The sequence below is a fragment of the Streptomyces sp. Wb2n-11 genome, assembly GCF_001049855.1.
Classification (GTDB): Bacteria; Actinomycetota; Actinomycetes; order Streptomycetales; family Streptomycetaceae; genus Streptomyces; species Streptomyces altiplanensis.
Genome location: NZ_CVPB01000001.1, coordinates 4987975 through 5006040 on the forward strand (window position 1 = coordinate 4987975; position 18066 = coordinate 5006040).

Sequence of the window (18066 nt, forward strand, 5' to 3'; positions counted from 1 at the left end):
ATGGAGATGCGAATGCCGGAGACCGGCCAGTCCGCGCAAGGTCACATACCCGGGGCGGAGGCCGCGGCCGCAACCGCCCCCGCCCCCGCCCCCGTTGCCACCACCACCGCCCGTCGCACGGGTCTCCTGGTCACGCTGGTACTCGGCGGGCTCACCGCCCTGCCGCCGCTCTCCATGGACATGTACCTCCCCGCCCTGCCCGTGGTCACGGAGTCCCTGCGCTCGCCCGCCGCGACCGTGCAGCTCACCCTGACCGCGTGCCTGGCCGGCATGGCGCTCGGACAGTTGGTCGTGGGCCCGATGAGCGACCGGTTCGGCCGCCGAGGGCCGCTCCTCCTCGGCATGGTCGTGTACGTCGTGGCCACCGCGATCTGCGCGTTCGCACCCTCCGCCGAACTCCTCGTCGCCTTCCGCCTCCTCCAGGGGCTCGCGGGGGCGGCGGGCATCGTGATCGCCCGAGCGGTGGTCCGCGACCTCTACGACGGCGTCGAGATGGCGCGTTTCTTCTCCACCCTGATGCTGATCTCCGGTGTCGCGCCGGTCGTCGCGCCGGTCATCGGCGGCCAGGTGCTCCGCCTGACGGACTGGCGGGGCATCTTCGTCGTCCTCACCGCCGTCGGCGTCCTCCTCACCCTCGTCGTGTGGAAGTGGCTGCACGAGACGCTGCCGCCCGGCCGGCGCCACGAGGGAGGCGTGGGCGAGGCCCTGCGCACGATGCGCGGACTCCTCGCGGACCGCGTCTTCACCGGCTACCTGCTGGCCGGTGGCCTCGCCTTCGCCGCCCTCTTCGCCTACATCGCCGCCTCGCCCTTCGTGATCCAGGAAATCTTCGGCGCGTCCCCGCAGACCTTCAGCCTGCTCTTCGGCATCAACTCGATCGGCCTGATCACCGTCGGCCAGATCAACGGCAAGCTGCTGGTGGGCCGGGTCAGCATGGACAAGGTCCTGGCCGTGGGCCTGGTCCTCATCGCGCTCGCGTCGCTCGCGCTGCTCCTGATGACCACGGGCGTCTTCGGCGAGGCCGGCCTGGTCCCGGTCGCGGCCGGACTCTTCGTCCTGATGTCGTCGATGGGCCTCGCCCTGCCCAACACCAACACCCAGGCCCTGATGCGCACTCCGCACGCGGCCGGCTCGGCGTCCGCGCTGCTCGGCACGTCGTCGTTCCTGATCGGCGCCATCGCCTCACCGCTGGTCGGCATCGCGGGCGAGGCGACGGCGGTCCCGATGGCGGTGGTCCAGCTGACCTGCGCACTGGCCTCGCTGACGTGCTTCGCGGTCCTGTGCCGCCCGTGGCGGCGCACCGCGTCGGTGTGACCCCGGCGTCCCCCGGGCGGCCTGCCCGCAACCGTCGGGCGCGCCCGGGGCCTCAGCCCCGGCGGGCGTAGGCGATCAGGTGGGGGCGGTCCCTGCGGTCCGTCCAGGAGAACAGGGCCGTGCCCGCCACCTCCACCGCGGGTACCTGCACGTTCGCCGGGAGCGCCGTCGGCTCCGACGTGGTGAGGTCGGCCTCCACGGGGGTGCGCGTCGCCGTCGTGCCGTACGCGATGCCCCTGTCCGTCACCGCCGTCAGGGACAGCGGCTTCGTGCCGTCCGCCTCCTCGAAGCAGTGCCCCGACCCCGTCTCCAGGTCGAATCCCAGCCTTCCCGCCACCACGTACCGCCCCTCCGGCGCCACCGCCGCCTGCGGGTGCCTCCCGGGCTCCATCGCCGGCTTGCGGCACTCCGCCTTCGCCAGCGCCATCCCCGTCGCCGCGTCGTGCACCGCCCACACGTCGTAGCCGCCCGCGCCCGCGCTGCCCCGCTTCTTCTGCCACCTGGCGAGCACGCGCCCGCCCGTCACCGACGTCGGCACCCCCGACGCCGCGTCAGTCCCGGCCGGGGCCGCCTTCCGGCTGTGCCAGCCGTCGCGCACCCAGAAGCCCCGGCGCCCGCTCACCAGGACCCCCTTCTCCGTGACCGCCCGCACCTGGGTCTGCACCCGGCAGTCCCCGCAGCCCTTCGGGTGACGGAGGTCCTGCGGGGCCAGCAGCGACACCCGGCCCGTCACCGGATCGACGACCGCGCTGTCCGCGCCGCCGTCGCTGACGAGGATGCCGGGGCCGGACCCGTTCACGGCCGGGGTGCCGGCCCAGGGCAGTTCGACGCGCCGCTGCGCACCGCTTTGCGCGTCGTACACGTCGAGCGCCACGATCATGTCGGCGGCGGTCAGCGCGTCCTCGCCGGCCTGCCCGTACGACCAGGTGACGAAGAACTCCCGGCCGTCCTTCGCGACCGACAGCAGCCGGGGGAAGTACGCCGGGTCGGAGAGCGGCCGCCAGGCGTCGCCCGCCCACCGCGTCCTCCCGCTCACCGCGTCGACGGCCCGCAGCCGGAAGCGGGCGGCGGACACCCGCTCCAGGTACCCGACCCGGCCCGCGCCCACGGCGACCGCGTACTCGGCCGACGCGCCGGTGACCTCCCAGCCCCGCCGGTTGGTGTACGCCGGAGGAACGGCCAGCCGCGTCGCGGGCCCGGCCGCGCCCTTCCGCGCGGGCTCCGCCGGCCCGGCCTTCCGCGGCCCGCCCGTACGGCCGTCGCCGCCGCACGTGGCCAGCAGGAGCAGCAGGGCCAGGACGGTCACACCGGCCACCAGCGCCACGCGTACGACCCGCTGTCTCATGCGTCCCCCCGACGGTCGAGTCAACGGGCGCCAGCGTAGCAACCGCCTCTCGCACCGCATCAGTTCGTCCGAGCCCCCTCCCGCCCCGGTACGGGCGATCCGCGGCGTACTCCGGAAGTGCCTAAAATCTTCCGGTGAACTCCACCCTCCCCACCGCAGAAGCCCTGCGCACCGCACTCGCCGGACTTCTCGACGGGCTGCCGCCCAAGCAGGCCGCACAGGCCGTCGAGCGGCTGATCACCAGCTACCGGGGGACCACCCCCACCGACGCGCCCGTCCTGCGCGACCGCTCCGACGTCGCCGCGTACGCCGCGTACCGGATGCCGGCGACCTTCGAGGCGGTACGCTCCGCGCTCGCCGCCCTCCGCGACGCGGCCCCGGAGTGGGTCCCGGCGACGCACACGGACATCGGCGGCGGGACGGGGGCCGCGACCTGGGCCGTGGCGGAGGCGTGGCAGGAGGAGCCGGCCAGCACGGTCGTCGACTGGGCCGAGCCCGCCCTCGCGCTCGGCCGGGAGCTCGCCGAGGCCTCCGGCTCGCCCGCCCTGCGCGCGGCGGCCTGGCAGCGCTCCCGGATCGGATCGGCGCTCCGGATCGAGAGCACCGATCTCGTCACCGTCTCGTATGTTCTCAAGGAGCTCACCGCCGCCGACCGCGCGCACCTCGTCACCGAGGCCGCCCGCGCCGCCCGCGCCGTCGTGGTCGTCGAGCCCGGCACCCCCGACGGCTACCTCCGCGTCATCGAGGCCAGGCGGCAGCTGATCGACGCGGGCCTGCGCGTCGCCGCCCCCTGCCCGCACAGCGGCGCCTGCCCCATCGAGCCCGGCGCCGACTGGTGCCACTTCTCGGCCCGGGTGAGCCGTTCCTCCCTGCACCGCCAGGTGAAGGGAGGAACGCTGCCGTACGAGGACGAGAAGTTCAGTTACGTCGCCGCCGTCCGCGACGACGCGGACGGTCCGGCCGCCGTTCCGGCCGCCAACCGCGTGATCCGCAGGCCGCAGATCCGCAAGGGCATGGTCCTGCTGGAACTGTGCGCGAAGCCGGAGGAACTCACCCGCGAGACGGTCACCAAGAAGCGCCACGGCGACCTCTACCGGGCGGCCCGGGACATCGACTGGGGCGACGCCTGGCCGCCGCCCCCGCCGGCCGCTCCCTAGCCGCGCAGCTCCTGTGTGCAGCACTTCACACTGCCGCCGCCCTTGAGCAGCTCCCCGAGGTCCATCCCGACCGGTTCGTACCCGCGCGCCCGCAACGGCTCGAAGAGCCCGAGCGCGCTGTGCGGCAGCAGCACGTGGCGCCCGTCGCTCACCGCGTTGAGCCCGAGCGCCACCGCGTCCGCCTCCCGGGCGACGATCGCGTCGGGGAAGAGCCGGGCGAGGACGGCCCGGCTGCCGGGGGAGAAGGCGCCGGGGTAGTACATGATCCCGTCCTCGCGGTCGTCGAGGACGGCCAGCGCGGTGTCCAGGTGGTAGTAGCGCGGGTCGACGAGGTCCAGGCCGATGACCGGGCGGCCGAAGAACTCCTGCGCCTCGTCGTGCGAGAGCGGGCTGGAGCGGAAGCCCCGCCCGGCGAGGATCCAGGACGAGGTGACGGCGAAGTCGCCCTCGCCCTCGTTGATGTGCGAGGGCTCGCGGATCTCGGTGAAGCCGTGGGCGCGGAACCACTCCAGGTGCGCCTCGGCCTCCGGCGTCCGCTCCGCGTACGCGAACCGGGCGCCGAGCACCCGTCCGTCGATGACGGTGGCGCCGTTGGCGGCGTACACCATGTCGGGCAGGCCGGGCCTGGGGGTGAGGAGCTCGACGGTGTGGCCGAGGCTCAGGTAGCGGTCGCGCAGGTCCTCCCACTGGGCGAGGGCCAGCGGCAGGTCGACCGGCTTTCCGGGGTCCATCCAGGGGTTGATGGAGTACGTCACCCTGAAGTGCTCCGGGGGGCACATCAGATAACGGCGGGGCGAGGCGTCACGAGGCAATGAGGGCTCCTCACGAGCGGCATGGCGCACCGAGTGTGCGTGAGAGCCATGGTGCGCCGTACGGGGCCGTCGCGCTGTGCACCGATCGGGTGGTTCCCGGCTGGTCAGTCCGCGCCCAGCGTGCGAGACGTATCGTCTCGCCATGCTGGTAGATTGGCCTCATGGCCGACACCGGAACCCCCAGAACGCCCAGGACCCCCGACTCCACGCGCCGCAGCGAGCGCTCGCGCCGCGCGATCTACGAAGCGGCCCTCTCCCTCGTCGGCGAGGCGGGCTACGCCAGGACGACGATCGAGGGCATCGCCGCCCGCGCCGGCGTGGGCAAGCAGACGATCTACCGCTGGTGGCCCTCGAAGGCCGCCGTGCTGCTCGAAGCCTTCATCGACCTCGGCGAACAGGCCGCGAAGGCGGCGGGCAGCGGCGACGGCGTGTACGAGTTCCCCGACACCGGCGACCTGGCGGCCGACCTCAGGACGGTCCTGCGCGCCACCGTCGACGAACTTGTCGACCCCAGGTACGAAGCCCCCACCCGCGCCCTCACCGCCGCGGGTGTCGTCGACCCGGCCCTGGGCGCGGAGTTCGTGGAGAAGCTGCTCGAACCGTCGCTCCAGCTGTACGTGAAGCGGCTGCGCGCGGCGCAGGAGGCCGGCGACGTACGGGACGGGATCGACCCGCGCGTCGCCGTGGAGCTGCTCGTCGGCCCGCTCTCCCACCGCTGGCTGCTGCGCACCCTCCCGCTCACGCACGAGTACGCCGACGCCGTCGTCGACTGCGCGCTGGGCGGTCTCGCCCCGCGCCGGTAGCACGCGGAGGTGAATTCGCTCACGGGGCCGCGGGGGCGGTCGCTGCCGTACGGGCGGTCGCCGCAGGGCCGCGTACCGGGGCAAAGGTGTCAATCGCACCGCCGCCGCGCCGACGGCCCGCGTACCCCGGATGGGGACTGCGGCCACCCGGGGCGCAGGATGGTGGCAGCATGGACAGCACAACGCTGAGGTGAGGGGTTGAATGGGCGCCGACTTCGGCCGCTATCGCGGCACAGAGAGCAGGCAGAGGGTGGAGGGCAGACTGCCCCAGTGGCTGCGCCGCCGCCCGAAGGCCGCCGCCCACGACGCGGCCGAGAACCGCGAGGCCCTGCTCCTGGCCGCCGCCGCCGCGGGCCTGCCGCTCGCCCCCGCGGCGCATCCCGTCGGATACCGGTGTTCGTGCGAACGCGTCGGCTGTCCCACCCCCGCCCGGCACCCCCTCTCGTTCGCCTGGCAGACCCAGTCGACCACCGACTCCGCGCAGGTCGAACGCTGGGTCGAGGGGCAGCCCGAGGCCAACTTCATCACCGCGACGGGCATGGTCCACGACGTGCTCGACGTACCGCTCGAAGCGGGCCGCAGCGCGCTGGAGCGGTTGCTCGAAGCCGGGGTCGACGTCGGGCCCGTGGCCGAGTTCGGCGCCGGCAACGGCGACGAGGCGCGCCTGCTCTTCTTCACCGCCACCCGCGGCACCCCGGACGACGAGGACGAGTGGTGGCCGTGCGAGCTGGACTGCCACCCCGAGACCATGGACGAGCATCCGGGGCTGCGCTGGCACTGCCGCGGCAGCTACGTCCTCGTACCGCCCGCGAAGCTGCCCGGCGAGCACGAGGTCAGCTGGGTCCGCGGCCTCGAACACCCGCTGCCCGACCCGCTGACCCTCCTGGAAACGCTGACCGACGCCTGCGCGCGGTACGTCGGCGAGGACGACCCCGACGACCACCACGCGGTGGCCTGGCCGCTGGGCCGCTGAGCTCCGGGCCGCGCGCGGGCGCCGGTCAGGAGCCCTGGGCGGCCGTGAGCCCCTGGATCCGGGAGAGCACCGTCACCTGCTGCTCCTGCTGCCTGCTCCTGCCCGCGCCGGCCGCGCCCTTCTCCGGGACCTGCACGACCTGACTGGAGACCCGCTCCTTGGTGAGCTTGGTCTTCGCGGTGCCGGTCATCAGCGCCCGTACGTCGGCGTTGAGGTCCAGCCGCACCCCCTTGGCCACGGTCTGCTGCTCGTACTGGCGGGTGGCGAAGAACACTGTCGCCCCGCCGCCCTCCGTGGCGAGCCCCAGCGGCGCGAACGCCCCGCTGTCCAGGCGTTGGTCGGCGTACTGGACGGAGCGCCCGATCTGGCGCGCCGCCTTCTGGCGCGCCTGGCGCACGGCGGAGGTGTGCGGCCCCGGCGCGAAGACCTCGGGCTCGCCGTTCCGCAGGTACGACGCGTACTGCTCGCTCAGGTCCTTCGGCGCCACCACGAGTCCGGACGCGTCCGGCTCGACCGCCTCGGCCCAACCGTCCTCGTCCTTCTTGAAGTCCGGCATCCGGGCCGGTGTGAGGACCCACAGGTGCGAGACCTCCCACAACTGGTCGGCGCCGCCGCGTACGAACACCAGCAGCCAGCGGGTGTCGAGCCGGCCGGTGTCCTGGTCGCGGTTGCTGTCGACGTCCGCGACGAACCACCGGGGCCAGCCCGCCTTCTTGGGGATGGCGTACTCCGCGTCGGACAGCTTCAGCGGCTCGTGGCGCGGATTGCCGTCCGGGTTCTGCGCCTGCCGCGCCTTGAGCCCGGCCTGGTTGATCGCGCCGAGCGCGCCGGTGACCCGCCCCGCGTCGAGGGCCGGGTCGTACGCCTTGTCCGCCTTGTTGTACGCGGCCGTGAAGTCCTTGAGGGCCCGGGCGGCCTCGGCCTTCGTCGCCGACGGTACGACCTCCAGCTCGCCGTGCACCGTCACGCACCCACTCGCCGTCACCGACAGTGCCGTCGTCGCCGCGAGACCCGTTCCCAGCCGCTTCAGCGTGCTCAGCCTGCTCATGCGCTGCCTTCTGTGTCTTCGTCCCCACCGACTCCGGAACCCTACCGGGGGCAGGGGAGGCGCGAGCGTGGGGACCGGGTACAGCGGCCGCACCGTGACCTGGCGGACAGCCGGACCACGGCGGGCCGGTGCTTCAATGCCGGGATGAACGAACTCGACGTACTCCACGTCTTCTGCGGCCCCGGCGGACACCACGGCAACGCCCTCGGCGTCGTGCGCGACGGGCGTACGTGTCCCGACGAGGCGTCCCGGCAGGCGCTCGCCGCCGAACTCGGCTTCAGTGAGACCGTGTTCGTCGACGACCCGGAGCGCGGCGTCGTCGACATCCACACGCCGGGCCTGCGCCTGCCCTTCGCCGGACACCCCCTGGTGGGCGTCGCCTGGCTGCTCGACCTGGAAGTGGTCAACCCGCCCGCCGGGGAGGTGTGGGCGCGCCACGACGGCGAGTTCACCTGGATCACGGTGCGCCCCGAGTGGGCCCCGCCGCGCCGCCTCCAGAGGTACGCGACGGCCGCCGAGGTCGACGCGCTGCCCGCGCCTCCTCCGGGGGAGGGCTGGCTGTACGCCTGGGCCTGGGAGGACGAGGCGGCGGGCCGGGTCCGCGCCCGGGCGTTCCCGCGCCGCGACGACGGCATCGCGGAGGACGAGGCGACCGGCGCGGCGGCCCTCCTGCTCACCGCCGGACTGGGCCGCGCCCTGAACATCACGCAGGGCCGCGGCTCCCAGATCCTGACGGCGCCGGCGCCCGACGGCATGATCGAGATCGGCGGCCGGGTCCGCTTCGCCCCGCACGCGGCGCACCGGTCGCACTAAGCGGTGAGCGGGAACTCCCTGCCCAGTTCGCGGAAGACCGCGCCGTTGAAGTCGAAGGCGCGCTTGCACTCGTCGACGATGCGCCGCTTCTCCAGGTCGTCCGCGTTCACCCGGTCCAGCAGCTCGCGGTAACCCCGCTTGAAGGCCGCCGGGTTGGGGATGTCCTCGAAGACGTAGAAGCGCACCCCGTCACCCTTGCGCGCGAAGCCCCACGTCTTCTCCGCCTTGTCGCGGATGATCTGGCCGCCCGACAGGTCGCCGAGGTAGCGGGTGTAGTGGTGCGCCACGTACCCGGCCGGCCAGTCGCGCGCGCACTCGGCGACCCGCTCGGCGTACGCCGCGGTCGCGGGCAGCGGCCCGGCCCCTTCACGCCAGTGCGCGCCGCGCAGGTGCGCCAGGTCGCGCTCCAGCTCGGCCGTGCGCATCAGCTCGGGCTGGATGAACGGGCCCGCGACCGGGTCGTCCGCCAGTGACCCGGCCGCGTCCTCCAGCGCCCGGTACACGAACCACAGCTGCTCGGTGTAGCGCGCGTACGCGTCCACGGGGAGCTTCCCGCCGAGCAGGTCGCTCATGAAGGTCGAGGTCTCCGCCTCGGTGTGCTGCTCGTGCGAGGCGACACGGATGAGCGTGGAGAACGGTGTTCCGGCGGTGGTGGCGGCTGTGACGGTTGCGTCCAAGGCGGGCCTCCGGGGGCCGAGGGGACGGGAAAGGAGGAGCGTGCGGTGGCAGCACGCGCAGCCGCCACCGCCGATCTTCCTACTTAGGTATGCCTAAGTCAATGGGTTCCCGACGACCTGTCGGTAAAAACGCTACCGCGCGGATCCGTTCACGGCAGCGTGAGAATGTCCGCGCCGGTCTCCGTCACCACCAGGGTGTGCTCGAACTGCGCCGTCCGCTTCCGGTCCTTGGTCACGACCGTCCAGCCGTCGTCCCACATGTCGTACTCGTGCGTGCCGAGCGTGAGCATCGGCTCGATGGTGAAGGTCATGCCGGGCTGCATCACCGTCGTCGCGTGCGGGCTGTCGTAGTGCGGAATGATCAGTCCGGAGTGGAACGACGAGTTGATGCCGTGCCCCGTGAAGTCCCGCACCACGCCGTAGCCGAAGCGCTTGGCGTACGACTCGATCACCCGCCCGATGACGTTGATCTGGCGCCCCGGCTTGACGGCCTTGATCGCGCGCGTCAGCGACTCCCGGGTGCGCTCCACGAGCAGCCGCGACTCCTCGTCGACGTCGCCGCACAGGTACGTCGCGTTGTTGTCGCCGTGCACGCCGTTGATGTACGCCGTGACGTCGAGGTTCACGATGTCGCCGTCCCGCAGCACCGTGGAGTCCGGGATGCCGTGGCAGATGACCTCGTTGACGGAGCTGCACAGCGACTTCGGGTAGCCGCGGTATCCGAGGGTAGACGGGTACGCACCATGATCGATCATGAAGTCGTGAGCGACCCGGTCCAGTTCGTCCGTGGTCACCCCCGGCGCGATGTGCTTGGCGGCTTCCTCCATCGCCTGCGCGGCGATGCGGCCCGCGATGCGCATCCGCTCGACGGTGTCGGAATCCTGGATCTCCGGGCCGGTGTACGGCGTGGGCGCCGGCTTCCCGACGTACTCGGGGCGCCGGATGTTGCCGGGGACGGAGCGGGCGGGAGAGAGCTCCCCTGGTACGAGCAGCGACTGGCCAGACATGCAAGCGAGTGTATCCAGCCGCCATCGGGCAGCATGGCGGCAGAGGAAGGAGCCGACGATGGCCCTGTTCAAGAAGCGCACAGCCGGAAAGCCGGGCGAATGGTTCTACTGCCTGGAGCACAAGAAGGTGGAAGAGGGCCCCGAGTGCCCGGCCAAGGACCGCTTCGGCCCCTATCCGACGCGCCAGGAGGCGCAGCGCGCGATGGAGACCGCGGCCGAGCGCAATCTCCAGTGGGAGACGGACCCGAAGTGGCACGACAGGAACGACGAGCGGCCGGGGGCGGACGGCGCCTGACCACCGGGCGCCCGCTTCGCCGGGCGCCCGCTCATCCCGCCGCTTCAGCCGTCGCCGCGTCCTTCTGGGCCCGGCGGCGCTGTGCGTCCGCGTCCGTGTCCGCGTCGTACGTCATGAGCTTCGGCAGCGCCGCGGCCAGCAGGCCGACGGAGGCCAGGCAGGCGAGGCCGCCGCTCCAGACGGCGGGCCGGGTCCCGGACCAGCCCGCCATGGCGCCGGCCCGCACCTGGCCGAGCTGCGGGCCGACGCTGTACGAGAGCACTTCGATGCCCGCGAGCCGGCCGCGCAGCTCCTCCGGGACGGTCTGGTTCCAGATGGTCGACCGCCCGAGCCCGCTGAGCATGTCGCCCCCGCCCGCGACGGCCAGGCACACCAGCACCGCCCACACGTTCGAGAACCACCCGGCGGCGGTGATCGCGAGCCCCCAGCCGGCCGCGCCGTACACGACCAGCTGCCCGTGCCGCCTGATGCGCGAGGTCCAGCCGCTGGTCAGGCTGACGACGACCGATCCGACGGACCCCGCGGCGAACATCAGGCCGAGCGCCCACTCGGCGTCGAGGTCGTCCGCGAGGAACGGGAAGACCGCGTTGGGGAACGCGAAGAACATCGCGGCCATGTCGACGGCGTACGTCCCGAGCAGTACCGGGCGGCTCCACGCGTAGCGCGCGCCCTCCGCGATGCCGCGCAGGGAGGGCCTGGACGCGTCGCGAGGGGCCGGCGCCGCCCCGAGCCGGGTGCACAGCGCGACGGACACCGCGAACGCGGCGACGGTGACGGCGTACGCCGTGGCATGCCCGGCGTACGCGACGACCACGCCCGCCAGGGCGGGGCCGGCGATCGCACCGGTCTGCCAGCGCAGTGAGTTGAGCGCGGCGGCGGCGGTGAGCTGGTCGTGCGGCACGATCCGCGCCATGAGGGAGTCGAGCGCCGGACGCTGCAGCCCGGCGAGCGCGGAAACCCCGGCCGCCACCCCGTACAGCGGCCACAGCGAAGGCTCGTCCAGCAGCGAGTTCACCAGCAGCAGGACCGCCAGCACGCCCAGCCCGGCCTCGCTCAGCAGGATGACCTTGCGCCGGTCGGCGGCGTCGGCCAGCGCCCCGCCGTACAGCCCGAACACGACCAGCGGCACCAGTTCGACGGCGCCCATCGCGCCGACGGCGAGCGGCGAGTCGGTGAGCTCCTTGATCTGCAGCGGCATCGCGACCATCGCCATGAAACTGCCGAAGTAGGTGATGAGCCCCTGGACGAACAGCAGGCGGAAGTCGCGCGACGAGCGCCAGGGGGCGAGATCCGGCAGTACCGCCGCGAGCTTCGAGGTCACGACCGGCCATGGTCCGCGACCACGCACCCCCAGGACAACCGGTTTACGTCCTGCCGGGCGACTTCGGCCGCGTCGGCGCCGGCACCGCCCGCGCTCCCTGACACCGTCCCGGCCGGCTGACGGACCCCTACCACCGCCCCGGCGGCGGGGCCGTCAGCTGGTCGGCCAGCCGGGACAGCCGGTCCCGCAGCCGCCGCTTCCCCCGCGGCGCGGGCAGGCTGTTCTCCCCGGCCGCCGCGCTCACCAGGTGCTGCACCGTGTCCAGGTCCACGTCCCCGTCCGCCGGTACGGACAGCGCCTCGTGCGCCAGCCCCTGGATCTCCCGGTCCCCGCCGTCCAGCGAGAGCACGGTCGCCCCGGCCCGCCGCGCGTCGTGCACCCGCTCCAGCAGCCCCGCCCCCGGCCGCTCCGGCGCCACGACGAGCAGGGTCTCGCCCCGGCCGGCCGCCTCGATCCTGCCCAGCCCCACCGACAGGTGCGCGGGCTCTCCGGGCCGCACCCGGTGGCGTACGAGCGTGGGGGTCAGTTCCGCGAGCCCGGACCAGGCCGCCTCGTCGACGAGGTGTGCGGCCAGGTGCCACGGCTCGTACGCCTCGGTCCCCACCAGCAGCAGCCCGCCGCCGTGCGGTACGACGGACGACCGCAGGGTCCCGGCGAACCGCCGCGTGGCCGGCAACCACTCGGTGCCGTCGAGGACTTCGCGCAGCAGGGCGACACGTACGGCATCCATGCCGCGGCATCATGCCGTACGTCCGCGCCGGTCGCGGGCGAATGCCGTCGCCTCACCCGGACGAGCGTGCTACCTCCGAGTAGGGTCGGCTCATGACTTCCACCGACAACGCGAAGAAGCCCGTCGCCAAAGATCCCTGGGACCTCCCGGACGTGTCCGGCCTGGTCGTGGGGGTGCTCGGCGGGACCGGCGATCAGGGGCGCGGTCTCGCGTACCGGCTGGCCAGGGCCGGCCAGAAGGTGATCATCGGCTCGCGCGCCGCCGAGCGCGCGCGGAGCACCGCCGGCGAGCTGGGCCTCGGCGTCGAGGGCGCGGACAACGCGGAGTGCGCGCGCCGCAGCGACATCGTGATCGTCGCCGTGCCGTGGGACGGCCACGCCGAGACGCTCGAAGCGCTGCGCGAGGAGCTGCGCGGCAAGCTCGTCGTCGACTGCGTCAACCCGCTCGGTTTCGACAAGAAGGGCGCGTACGCCCTGAAGCCGGAGGAGGGCAGCGCCGCCGAGCAGGCCGCCGCCCTGCTGCCGGACTCGCGGGTGACCGCCGCCTTCCACCACCTGTCGGCCGTCCTCCTCCGGGACGCGGCGGTCGAGGAGATCGACACCGACGTGATGGTGCTGGGCGAGACGCGCGCCGACACCGACCTGGTGCAGGCCCTGGCGGCCCGCATCCCGGGCATGCGCGGCGTCTTCGCGGGCCGGCTGCGCAACGCCCACCAGGTGGAGTCGCTGGTCGCCAACCTGATCTCGGCGAACCGCCGCTACAAGGCGCACGCGGGCCTGCGCGTGACCGACGTATAAGCACGATCGGGGCATGGTGGACACTGGACGGGAACCATTCCGCACCCGGACAGGAGCCGCTCCCATGCCCCGCCTCGCTCTGTACGCCCTCGTCGTCTGCGCCCTCGCCGTGGCCGCGGCGGTGGTGTCCTTCGTCCAGGGCACCTGGCTCGGGATCATCTGGATCCTGCTGGCGGGAGTCACCTCCAACATGGCCTGGTACTACCTGCGCAGGGCGAAGGCCGAACGGGGGACCCCGGTCACCCGATAGTCAGGGGCAGCTGCGGTTCGCCCTGCCAGAAGCGGTAGAACCGCTGGCCCAGGGCGGGGTCCAGGGCGGGGACGCCCAGCCCGCGCAGGACCGCGTCCACCGCGTCGAAGAAGAGCTGGTTGACCCCCGGGATCCACAGCACGCCGAAGACCAGCAGCAGCCCGAAGGGCGCGAGCGGCTCGACCTGGCGGCGGATCCCGTACGAGAGCCAGGGCTCTATCACGCCGTAACCGTCGAGGCCCGGCACCGGCAGGAAGTTCAGGATCGCCGCCGTGACCTGGAGCAGGGCGAGGAACCCGAGTGCGTAACGGAACACGTCGGGGACGCCGTCCAGCGCGTCCAGCCAGAACGGCGCGGTGCACACGACCGCGAACAGCACGTTCGTCAGCGGCCCCGCCGCCGAGATCAGGCTGTGCTTCCAGCGGCCCCGGATGCGGTTCCGCTCGATGAAGACGGCGCCGCCGGGCAGGCCGATACCGCCCATGATCACGAAGAGCACCGGCAGCACGATGCTCAGCAGCGCATGGGTGTACTTCAGTGGATTGAGGGTCAGATACCCCTTCGCGCCGATGGAGATGTCGCCGCTGTGCAGGGCGGTGCGGGCGTGCGCGTACTCGTGCAGACAGAGCGAGACGATCCACGCGGACGTGACGAAGAGGAAGACGGCGAAGCCGGTGCTGGCCGAGAATTCCGTCCACACCGCCCAGCCGGAGACCGCCATGACGGCGGCGATCCCGAGGAAGACGGGACTGATCCGCCGGTCGCGACGGGTGAGGGCGGTGGTCATGCGCGGGGCTCCCGGGGTGGAGGACGGGCGTACGGGGGACTGGGAAAACGTCTCGCGCGGCAACGGTAGTTCCGGCGAAGCTGGATCCATGGCGCTCTGGAGAATCATGTACGACGGCCGGCAGACGGAATGCTGCGGCGAACCGTTCCCGGTGGGCGACGATGTGCGGTGGCGGCTGACGCTGCGTGGGCCGGACGAAGGGGCGGCGCCCGAGACGTGGCAGGACAGCTACAGCGCGCTGGAGCCGGTGGGCGGTGGACTGGCGGGCGGTCCCGGCGTCATCGCGCTCCGCGCCGGAGAACCCCCCGCCCGCCCGGTCGGCCTCCTCGCGGTCGCGACGCACGGACCGGGCCCGGACGACGTGCCGGAGACCGTCGGCACGGTCCGCTCCCTCCAGGTGGTCGCCGAGGGGTACGCCGCGACGCGCGCCGGGGGGCGTACGTACGAGCCGGTGCCCGGCGAACGCCTGCTGCGGGCGGTCGGCACCTGCTCCGAGCGGTTCGGCGAGACGGCGGAACCGGACCGGGCGGGGCGCGCTCGCCGGTGCCGGGGGGCCGGGGTCCTGGTCGGACTGGGAACACCCGGCGGCCCGGCGGCCGCACGCCTTGGACAATAGGGCCGTGCGCTACCGCATCCTCGGCCCCACGCAGGCACTCCGCGACGACGGCACGACCGTCCCCGTCGGCGGAGCGCGGCTGCGCGCGCTGGTGACGGCACTGGCGCTGCGGCCCGGGCGTACGGTCACGGCCGGCGCCCTCGCCGACGAGGTGTGGAACGGCGACCCGCCCGCCGACGCGACCGGCGCGCTCCAGGCCCTGGTCGCCCGCGCCCGCCGGGCCCTGGGCCATGCGGCGATCGCCTCCGCCGACGGCGGCTACCGGCTGTGCGCCGATCCGGAGGACGTGGACCTGTACCGCTTCGAGCGCCTCGCGGGGGAGGGTGCGAAGACCCTGGACGCCGGTGACCCCGGCAAGGCGGCGGCGCTGCTCGACGAGGCGCTGGGGCTGTGGCACGGACCGGCCCTGGCCGACCTTCCCGACCGTACGGCGGAGGCGGCCCGCTGGGAGGCCCGCCGCCTCGCGGCCCGCCGGGGCCGTCTGGCCGCCCTGGCCGGCCTGGGACGGGCCGAGGAGGCCCTGCCGGAGCTCACGGCGCTCTGCGACGACCACCCCATCGACGAACCGCTCCACTCCCTGCGCCTGCGCGCCCTGCGCGACACGGGCCGCACCGCGCAGGCGCTCGCGGCGTACGAGGAACTCCGCCGCGACCTGGCGTCGCGCCTGGGCGCGGACCCGTCCCCCCAGCTCCGCGCCCTGCACACCGAACTGCTCACGCCGCCGGACCCGTCCGGCCGCCCCGGCCGGCCTTTGGCGGGCCGGTCGCCGGAGGACCGGCCTCCGGCCGACCACCGCGTCGCGCACGGCAACCTGCGGGCCCGGCTGACCTCCTTCGTGGGGCGCGAGGCCGACATCGAGGCCCTCATCGGCGACCTCGCGCGCGCCCGTCTCGTCACCCTGCTCGGCCCCGGCGGCGCCGGCAAGACGCGGCTGTCGCAGGAGGTGGCCGAGGCCGCCCAGGCCGCCGACGGTGCCTGGCGGGACGGTGTGTGGCTCGTGGAGCTCGCGCCCGTCGACGACCCCGAGACCGTTCCCGAGGCGGTGCTCATCGCGCTGGGCGCGCGCGAGACCGTCCTGCGCGGCGCCGGTGCCGAGGAACTGCGCGCCGCGGACCGGCACGGCGACGATCCGCTCGTACGCCTCGTCGAGCACTGCGCCCGCCGCCGGATGCTGATCCTGCTCGACAACTGCGAGCACGTCGTCGACGCCGCGGCCCGCCTCGCCGAGGAACTGCTGGCCCGCTGCCCCGGCGTGACCGTACTCGCCACCAGCCGTGAACCGCTCGGCGTGCCCGGCGAGACCGTCCGGCCCGTGGAGCCGCTGCCCGACCCCATGGCGCTGCGCCTCCTCGCCGAACGCGGCGCGGCCGCGAGGCCGGGCTTTCGCGTCGACGACGACCCGGCCGCCGCCGAGATCTGCCGGCGCCTCGACGGGCTGCCCCTCGCCATCGAACTGGCCGCCGCCCGGCTGCGGATGCTCACCCCGCGCCAGATCGCGGACCGCCTCGACGACCGGTTCCGGCTCCTGACCGGAGGCAGCCGCACCGTGCTGCCGAGGCAGCAGACCCTGCGTGCGGTCGTCGACTGGTCGTGGGACCTGCTGGACGAGCGGGAGAGGGCCGCGCTGCGCGCCCTGTCCGTCTTCGCGGGCGGCTGCGACCTGGCCGCCGCCGAAGCGGTGTGCGGTCCGGACGCGCTCGATGTGCTCGGCTCACTGGTCGACAAGTCGCTGGTGGTGGCGGCCCCTTCGGACGACGGCGGCGGCATGCGCTACCGCCTCCTCGAAACCGTCGCCGAGTACGCCGCCGAACGCCTCGACGAATCGGGCGACCGCCCCACCGCCGAGCGCCGCCACCTCGTCCACTTCCGCGAGCTCGCCCGCCACACCGAACCCCTGCTGCGCGGTCACGAGCAGCTCGCCCGCATCAGCCTCCTCCAGGTCGAGTACGAGAACCTGCGCACCGCCCTGCGCCGCGCCGTCGCCGCCCACGACGAGCACGAAGTGCTCTGCCTCGTCCACTCGCTCGCCTGGTACTGGACGATCCGCGGCCTGCGCGGCGAGGCCCGCCACTGGTCCCAGGCCGCAACCCGGCTCGGCCCCGACCCCTTCGCCCCGCCGGTCGCCCCCGTTCCCGCCCTGTACGAACGGTGCACGGACGCGCCGCCGCCCATGGCGTCCGAGCAGCTTCTGGAGGCCAGGCGCGGAGCCTGGCTGATCCACCTGGCGAGCATGAACCACGAGCTCGACGACTGGACGGGCGACGAGGCCATGGCATGGCTGCGCCGTGTCGCCGAGGTCTACCGGCCCGGCCTGCCGCAGACCTGCCGCATGCCGGGGAGCCTCTCGTTCTACGCGGTCATGCTGACCGGCAGCCCCGGGCAGCTGCAGGAGATCGTCAACCGGAACGTCGACGCCTGCCGGGAGTACGGCTACACCTGGGAGCTCGCCTCCGCCCTCCAGATGCGGGCCAACATCCTCGCCAACCGGAGCGACTGGGTGGGCGACGCGAGCCGCGACGCGGAGGAGAGCCTGGAGATCTTCACCCGGCTCGGCGACGCGTGGGGCGCGGCCGAGGCCCTCGCCGCGCGCGGCGAGGCGCGCGAGCGCAGGGGCCGGTTCGGTCTCGCCGCCGAGGACTTCCGCGCCGCGATCGGCCACGCGGTCCGGCTCGGCGCGCAGTCGCAGGTGTCGCTGCTGCGGGCCCGGCTCGCGGGCGTACTGATGGAGACGGGGGACGGCGAGGAGGCCGAGGCGATGCTGCGCCGGATCCTCGCCGAGGTCGAGCAGCACGGGCACGAGTCGGAGCCCGCCGCCCGCATGTACCTCGCGATGTGGTGCGGCCGAACGGGCCGCACCGACGAGGCACGCGAGCAACTGGAGCTGATGCGCCGGTCCTTCAACCGGTCCAACCTCGCGATCTTCGCCGGCTTCGTGCTCGGCCTCCTCGCCTGGATGGACAACCTGGACGGCCGGTACGACGAGGCGCTCGACCGTGCCCGCCAGGCGCTGGAGCGCTCGTGCGAGCCGCTGTCCCGGATGGTCGCCCCGCAGATGCCGGCGATCCACCTGGTGACGGTGGCCCGCGCCCTGGCCGGGCTCGCCGGGCCGGGACAGGCACGCGACGCCGCCCGGCTGCTCGGCGCACACGAAAGCCTCCTGCCGGCGGGCCACTTCGTGACGGTCCAGGACCGCGACACCAGGGAGGACGCCGAGGCGGCGACCCGCGCCGTGCTGGGCGACACCGCGTACGAGGCGGCGTACGCCGAGGGCGGCTGCCTCACGCTGGACGAGGCGGCCGCCCTCGTCGGCCTCTGACGCGG

General features: G+C 73.7%; 18 protein-coding genes. 10 read left to right on the forward strand and 8 right to left on the reverse strand.

Annotated features, from left to right (window positions below; genetic code table 11):
• Positions 1 to 12: 12 nt before the first annotated feature.
• Positions 13 to 1314, forward strand: coding sequence for a multidrug effflux MFS transporter (locus BN1555_RS22695; protein WP_093801092.1), 1302 nt, complete (start codon positions 13 to 15; stop codon positions 1312 to 1314).
• 52 nt (positions 1315 to 1366) lie between these two features.
• Here the strand turns inward: BN1555_RS22695 and BN1555_RS22700 are convergent, their stop codons facing one another.
• Positions 1367 to 2659, reverse strand: coding sequence for a hypothetical protein (locus BN1555_RS22700; protein WP_176710104.1), 1293 nt, complete (start codon positions 2657 to 2659; stop codon positions 1367 to 1369).
• Positions 2660 to 2793: 134 nt separating this feature from the next.
• Here BN1555_RS22700 and BN1555_RS22705 point away from each other — a divergent pair, with 134 nt between their 5' ends.
• Entirely contained in the window at positions 2794 to 3816 is a 1023-nt protein-coding gene (locus tag BN1555_RS22705) for a small ribosomal subunit Rsm22 family protein (protein ID WP_093801094.1), read from the forward strand.
• Here the strand turns inward: BN1555_RS22705 and ddaH are convergent.
• Complete coding sequence (gene ddaH, locus BN1555_RS22710; protein ID WP_369688991.1) at positions 3813 to 4772, reverse strand: dimethylargininase; 960 nt, start codon at positions 4770 to 4772, stop codon at positions 3813 to 3815. The genes BN1555_RS22705 and ddaH overlap by 4 nt on opposite strands.
• A 17-nt stretch (positions 4773 to 4789) precedes the next feature.
• On the opposite strand from ddaH, the gene BN1555_RS22715 reads away from it, so the two are divergent.
• Both BN1555_RS22715 and BN1555_RS22720 read left to right on the forward strand, forming a co-directional pair.
• The gene (locus tag BN1555_RS22715; protein WP_093801095.1) at positions 4790 to 5431 is read left to right on the forward strand and encodes a TetR/AcrR family transcriptional regulator; all 642 of its coding nucleotides are present in this window, start codon (positions 4790 to 4792) and stop codon (positions 5429 to 5431) included.
• A 202-nt stretch (positions 5432 to 5633) separates the two neighbouring features.
• On the forward strand, positions 5634 to 6404 hold the full coding sequence (locus BN1555_RS22720; RefSeq protein WP_093801096.1) for a bifunctional DNA primase/polymerase: 771 nt from the start codon (positions 5634 to 5636) through the stop codon (positions 6402 to 6404).
• Between the two features lie 25 nt (positions 6405 to 6429).
• Here BN1555_RS22720 and BN1555_RS22725 read toward each other — a convergent pair whose 3' ends face one another.
• Positions 6430 to 7452, reverse strand: coding sequence for an SCO2278 family lipoprotein (locus BN1555_RS22725; RefSeq protein WP_093801097.1), 1023 nt, complete (start codon positions 7450 to 7452; stop codon positions 6430 to 6432).
• A 144-nt stretch (positions 7453 to 7596) separates the two neighbouring features.
• On the opposite strand from BN1555_RS22725, the gene BN1555_RS22730 reads away from it, so the two are divergent.
• Complete coding sequence (locus BN1555_RS22730; protein ID WP_093801098.1) at positions 7597 to 8265, forward strand: PhzF family phenazine biosynthesis protein; 669 nt, start codon at positions 7597 to 7599, stop codon at positions 8263 to 8265.
• On the opposite strand, the gene BN1555_RS22735 is transcribed toward BN1555_RS22730, so the two are convergent.
• Both BN1555_RS22735 and map read right to left on the reverse strand, forming a co-directional pair.
• Complete coding sequence (locus BN1555_RS22735; RefSeq protein WP_093801099.1) at positions 8262 to 8942, reverse strand: biliverdin-producing heme oxygenase; 681 nt, start codon at positions 8940 to 8942, stop codon at positions 8262 to 8264. The genes BN1555_RS22730 and BN1555_RS22735 overlap by 4 nt on opposite strands.
• A 149-nt stretch (positions 8943 to 9091) precedes the next feature.
• Positions 9092 to 9949, reverse strand: coding sequence for a type I methionyl aminopeptidase (gene map / locus BN1555_RS22740; protein ID WP_093801100.1), 858 nt, complete (start codon positions 9947 to 9949; stop codon positions 9092 to 9094).
• Positions 9950 to 10007: 58 nt separating this feature from the next.
• Between map and BN1555_RS22745 the strand changes: the two genes are divergently transcribed.
• Entirely contained in the window at positions 10008 to 10244 is a 237-nt protein-coding gene (locus BN1555_RS22745) for a hypothetical protein (RefSeq protein ID WP_093801101.1), read from the forward strand.
• A 31-nt stretch (positions 10245 to 10275) separates the two neighbouring features.
• On the opposite strand, the gene BN1555_RS22750 is transcribed toward BN1555_RS22745, so the two are convergent.
• Together BN1555_RS22750 and BN1555_RS22755 are read right to left on the reverse strand one after the other, a co-directional pair.
• Entirely contained in the window at positions 10276 to 11565 is a 1290-nt protein-coding gene (locus BN1555_RS22750; protein WP_093801102.1) for an MFS transporter, read from the reverse strand.
• A 127-nt stretch (positions 11566 to 11692) separates the two neighbouring features.
• Complete coding sequence (locus BN1555_RS22755) at positions 11693 to 12295, reverse strand: hypothetical protein (protein ID WP_093801103.1); 603 nt, start codon at positions 12293 to 12295, stop codon at positions 11693 to 11695.
• Between the two features lie 92 nt (positions 12296 to 12387).
• Here BN1555_RS22755 and npdG point away from each other — a divergent pair, with 92 nt between their 5' ends.
• Together npdG and BN1555_RS22765 are read left to right on the forward strand one after the other, a co-directional pair.
• The gene (npdG, locus tag BN1555_RS22760; protein ID WP_093801104.1) at positions 12388 to 13092 is read left to right on the forward strand and encodes an NADPH-dependent F420 reductase; all 705 of its coding nucleotides are present in this window, start codon (positions 12388 to 12390) and stop codon (positions 13090 to 13092) included.
• A gap of 64 nt (positions 13093 to 13156) precedes the next feature.
• A complete protein-coding gene (locus BN1555_RS22765; RefSeq protein ID WP_093801105.1) occupies positions 13157 to 13342 on the forward strand; it encodes a hypothetical protein in 186 nt (61 codons plus the stop codon).
• Here BN1555_RS22765 and BN1555_RS22770 read toward each other — a convergent pair.
• Positions 13332 to 14129 (reverse strand): site-2 protease family protein, encoded by a 798-nt coding sequence (locus BN1555_RS22770; RefSeq protein ID WP_093801106.1) that lies wholly within the window; start codon positions 14127 to 14129, stop codon positions 13332 to 13334. The two genes, BN1555_RS22765 and BN1555_RS22770, sit on opposite strands and share 11 nt — an antisense overlap.
• A gap of 88 nt (positions 14130 to 14217) precedes the next feature.
• Here BN1555_RS22770 and BN1555_RS22775 point away from each other — a divergent pair, with 88 nt between their 5' ends.
• Together BN1555_RS22775 and BN1555_RS22780 are read left to right on the forward strand one after the other, a co-directional pair.
• Positions 14218 to 14745 (forward strand): DUF6578 domain-containing protein, encoded by a 528-nt coding sequence (locus tag BN1555_RS22775; RefSeq protein WP_141662879.1) that lies wholly within the window; start codon positions 14218 to 14220, stop codon positions 14743 to 14745.
• Between the two features lie 4 nt (positions 14746 to 14749).
• Positions 14750 to 18061: an ATP-binding protein gene (locus BN1555_RS22780; protein WP_093801108.1), complete on the forward strand. Its 3312-nt coding sequence runs from the start codon at positions 14750 to 14752 to the stop codon at positions 18059 to 18061.
• Positions 18062 to 18066 lie beyond the last annotated feature (5 nt).

Coding starts and splice junctions, on each gene's coding strand:
- BN1555_RS22695 (WP_093801092.1), top strand. CDS start 13: ATGCCGGAGACCGGCCAGTCCGCGCAAGGTCACATACCCGGGGCGGAG.
- BN1555_RS22700 (WP_176710104.1), bottom strand. CDS start 2,659: ATGAGACAGCGGGTCGTACGCGTGGCGCTGGTGGCCGGTGTGACCGTC.
- ddaH (WP_369688991.1), bottom strand. CDS start 4,772: ATGGCGAGACGATACGTCTCGCACGCTGGGCGCGGACTGACCAGCCGG.
- BN1555_RS22715 (WP_093801095.1), top strand. CDS start 4,790: ATGGCCGACACCGGAACCCCCAGAACGCCCAGGACCCCCGACTCCACG.
- BN1555_RS22720 (WP_093801096.1), top strand. CDS start 5,634: ATGGGCGCCGACTTCGGCCGCTATCGCGGCACAGAGAGCAGGCAGAGG.
- BN1555_RS22725 (WP_093801097.1), bottom strand. CDS start 7,452: ATGAGCAGGCTGAGCACGCTGAAGCGGCTGGGAACGGGTCTCGCGGCG.
- BN1555_RS22730 (WP_093801098.1), top strand. CDS start 7,597: ATGAACGAACTCGACGTACTCCACGTCTTCTGCGGCCCCGGCGGACAC.
- map (WP_093801100.1), bottom strand. CDS start 9,949: ATGTCTGGCCAGTCGCTGCTCGTACCAGGGGAGCTCTCTCCCGCCCGC.
- BN1555_RS22745 (WP_093801101.1), top strand. CDS start 10,008: ATGGCCCTGTTCAAGAAGCGCACAGCCGGAAAGCCGGGCGAATGGTTC.
- BN1555_RS22755 (WP_093801103.1), bottom strand. CDS start 12,295: ATGGATGCCGTACGTGTCGCCCTGCTGCGCGAAGTCCTCGACGGCACC.
- npdG (WP_093801104.1), top strand. CDS start 12,388: ATGACTTCCACCGACAACGCGAAGAAGCCCGTCGCCAAAGATCCCTGG.
- BN1555_RS22765 (WP_093801105.1), top strand. CDS start 13,157: ATGCCCCGCCTCGCTCTGTACGCCCTCGTCGTCTGCGCCCTCGCCGTG.
- BN1555_RS22770 (WP_093801106.1), bottom strand. CDS start 14,129: ATGACCACCGCCCTCACCCGTCGCGACCGGCGGATCAGTCCCGTCTTC.
- BN1555_RS22775 (WP_141662879.1), top strand. CDS start 14,218: ATGGCGCTCTGGAGAATCATGTACGACGGCCGGCAGACGGAATGCTGC.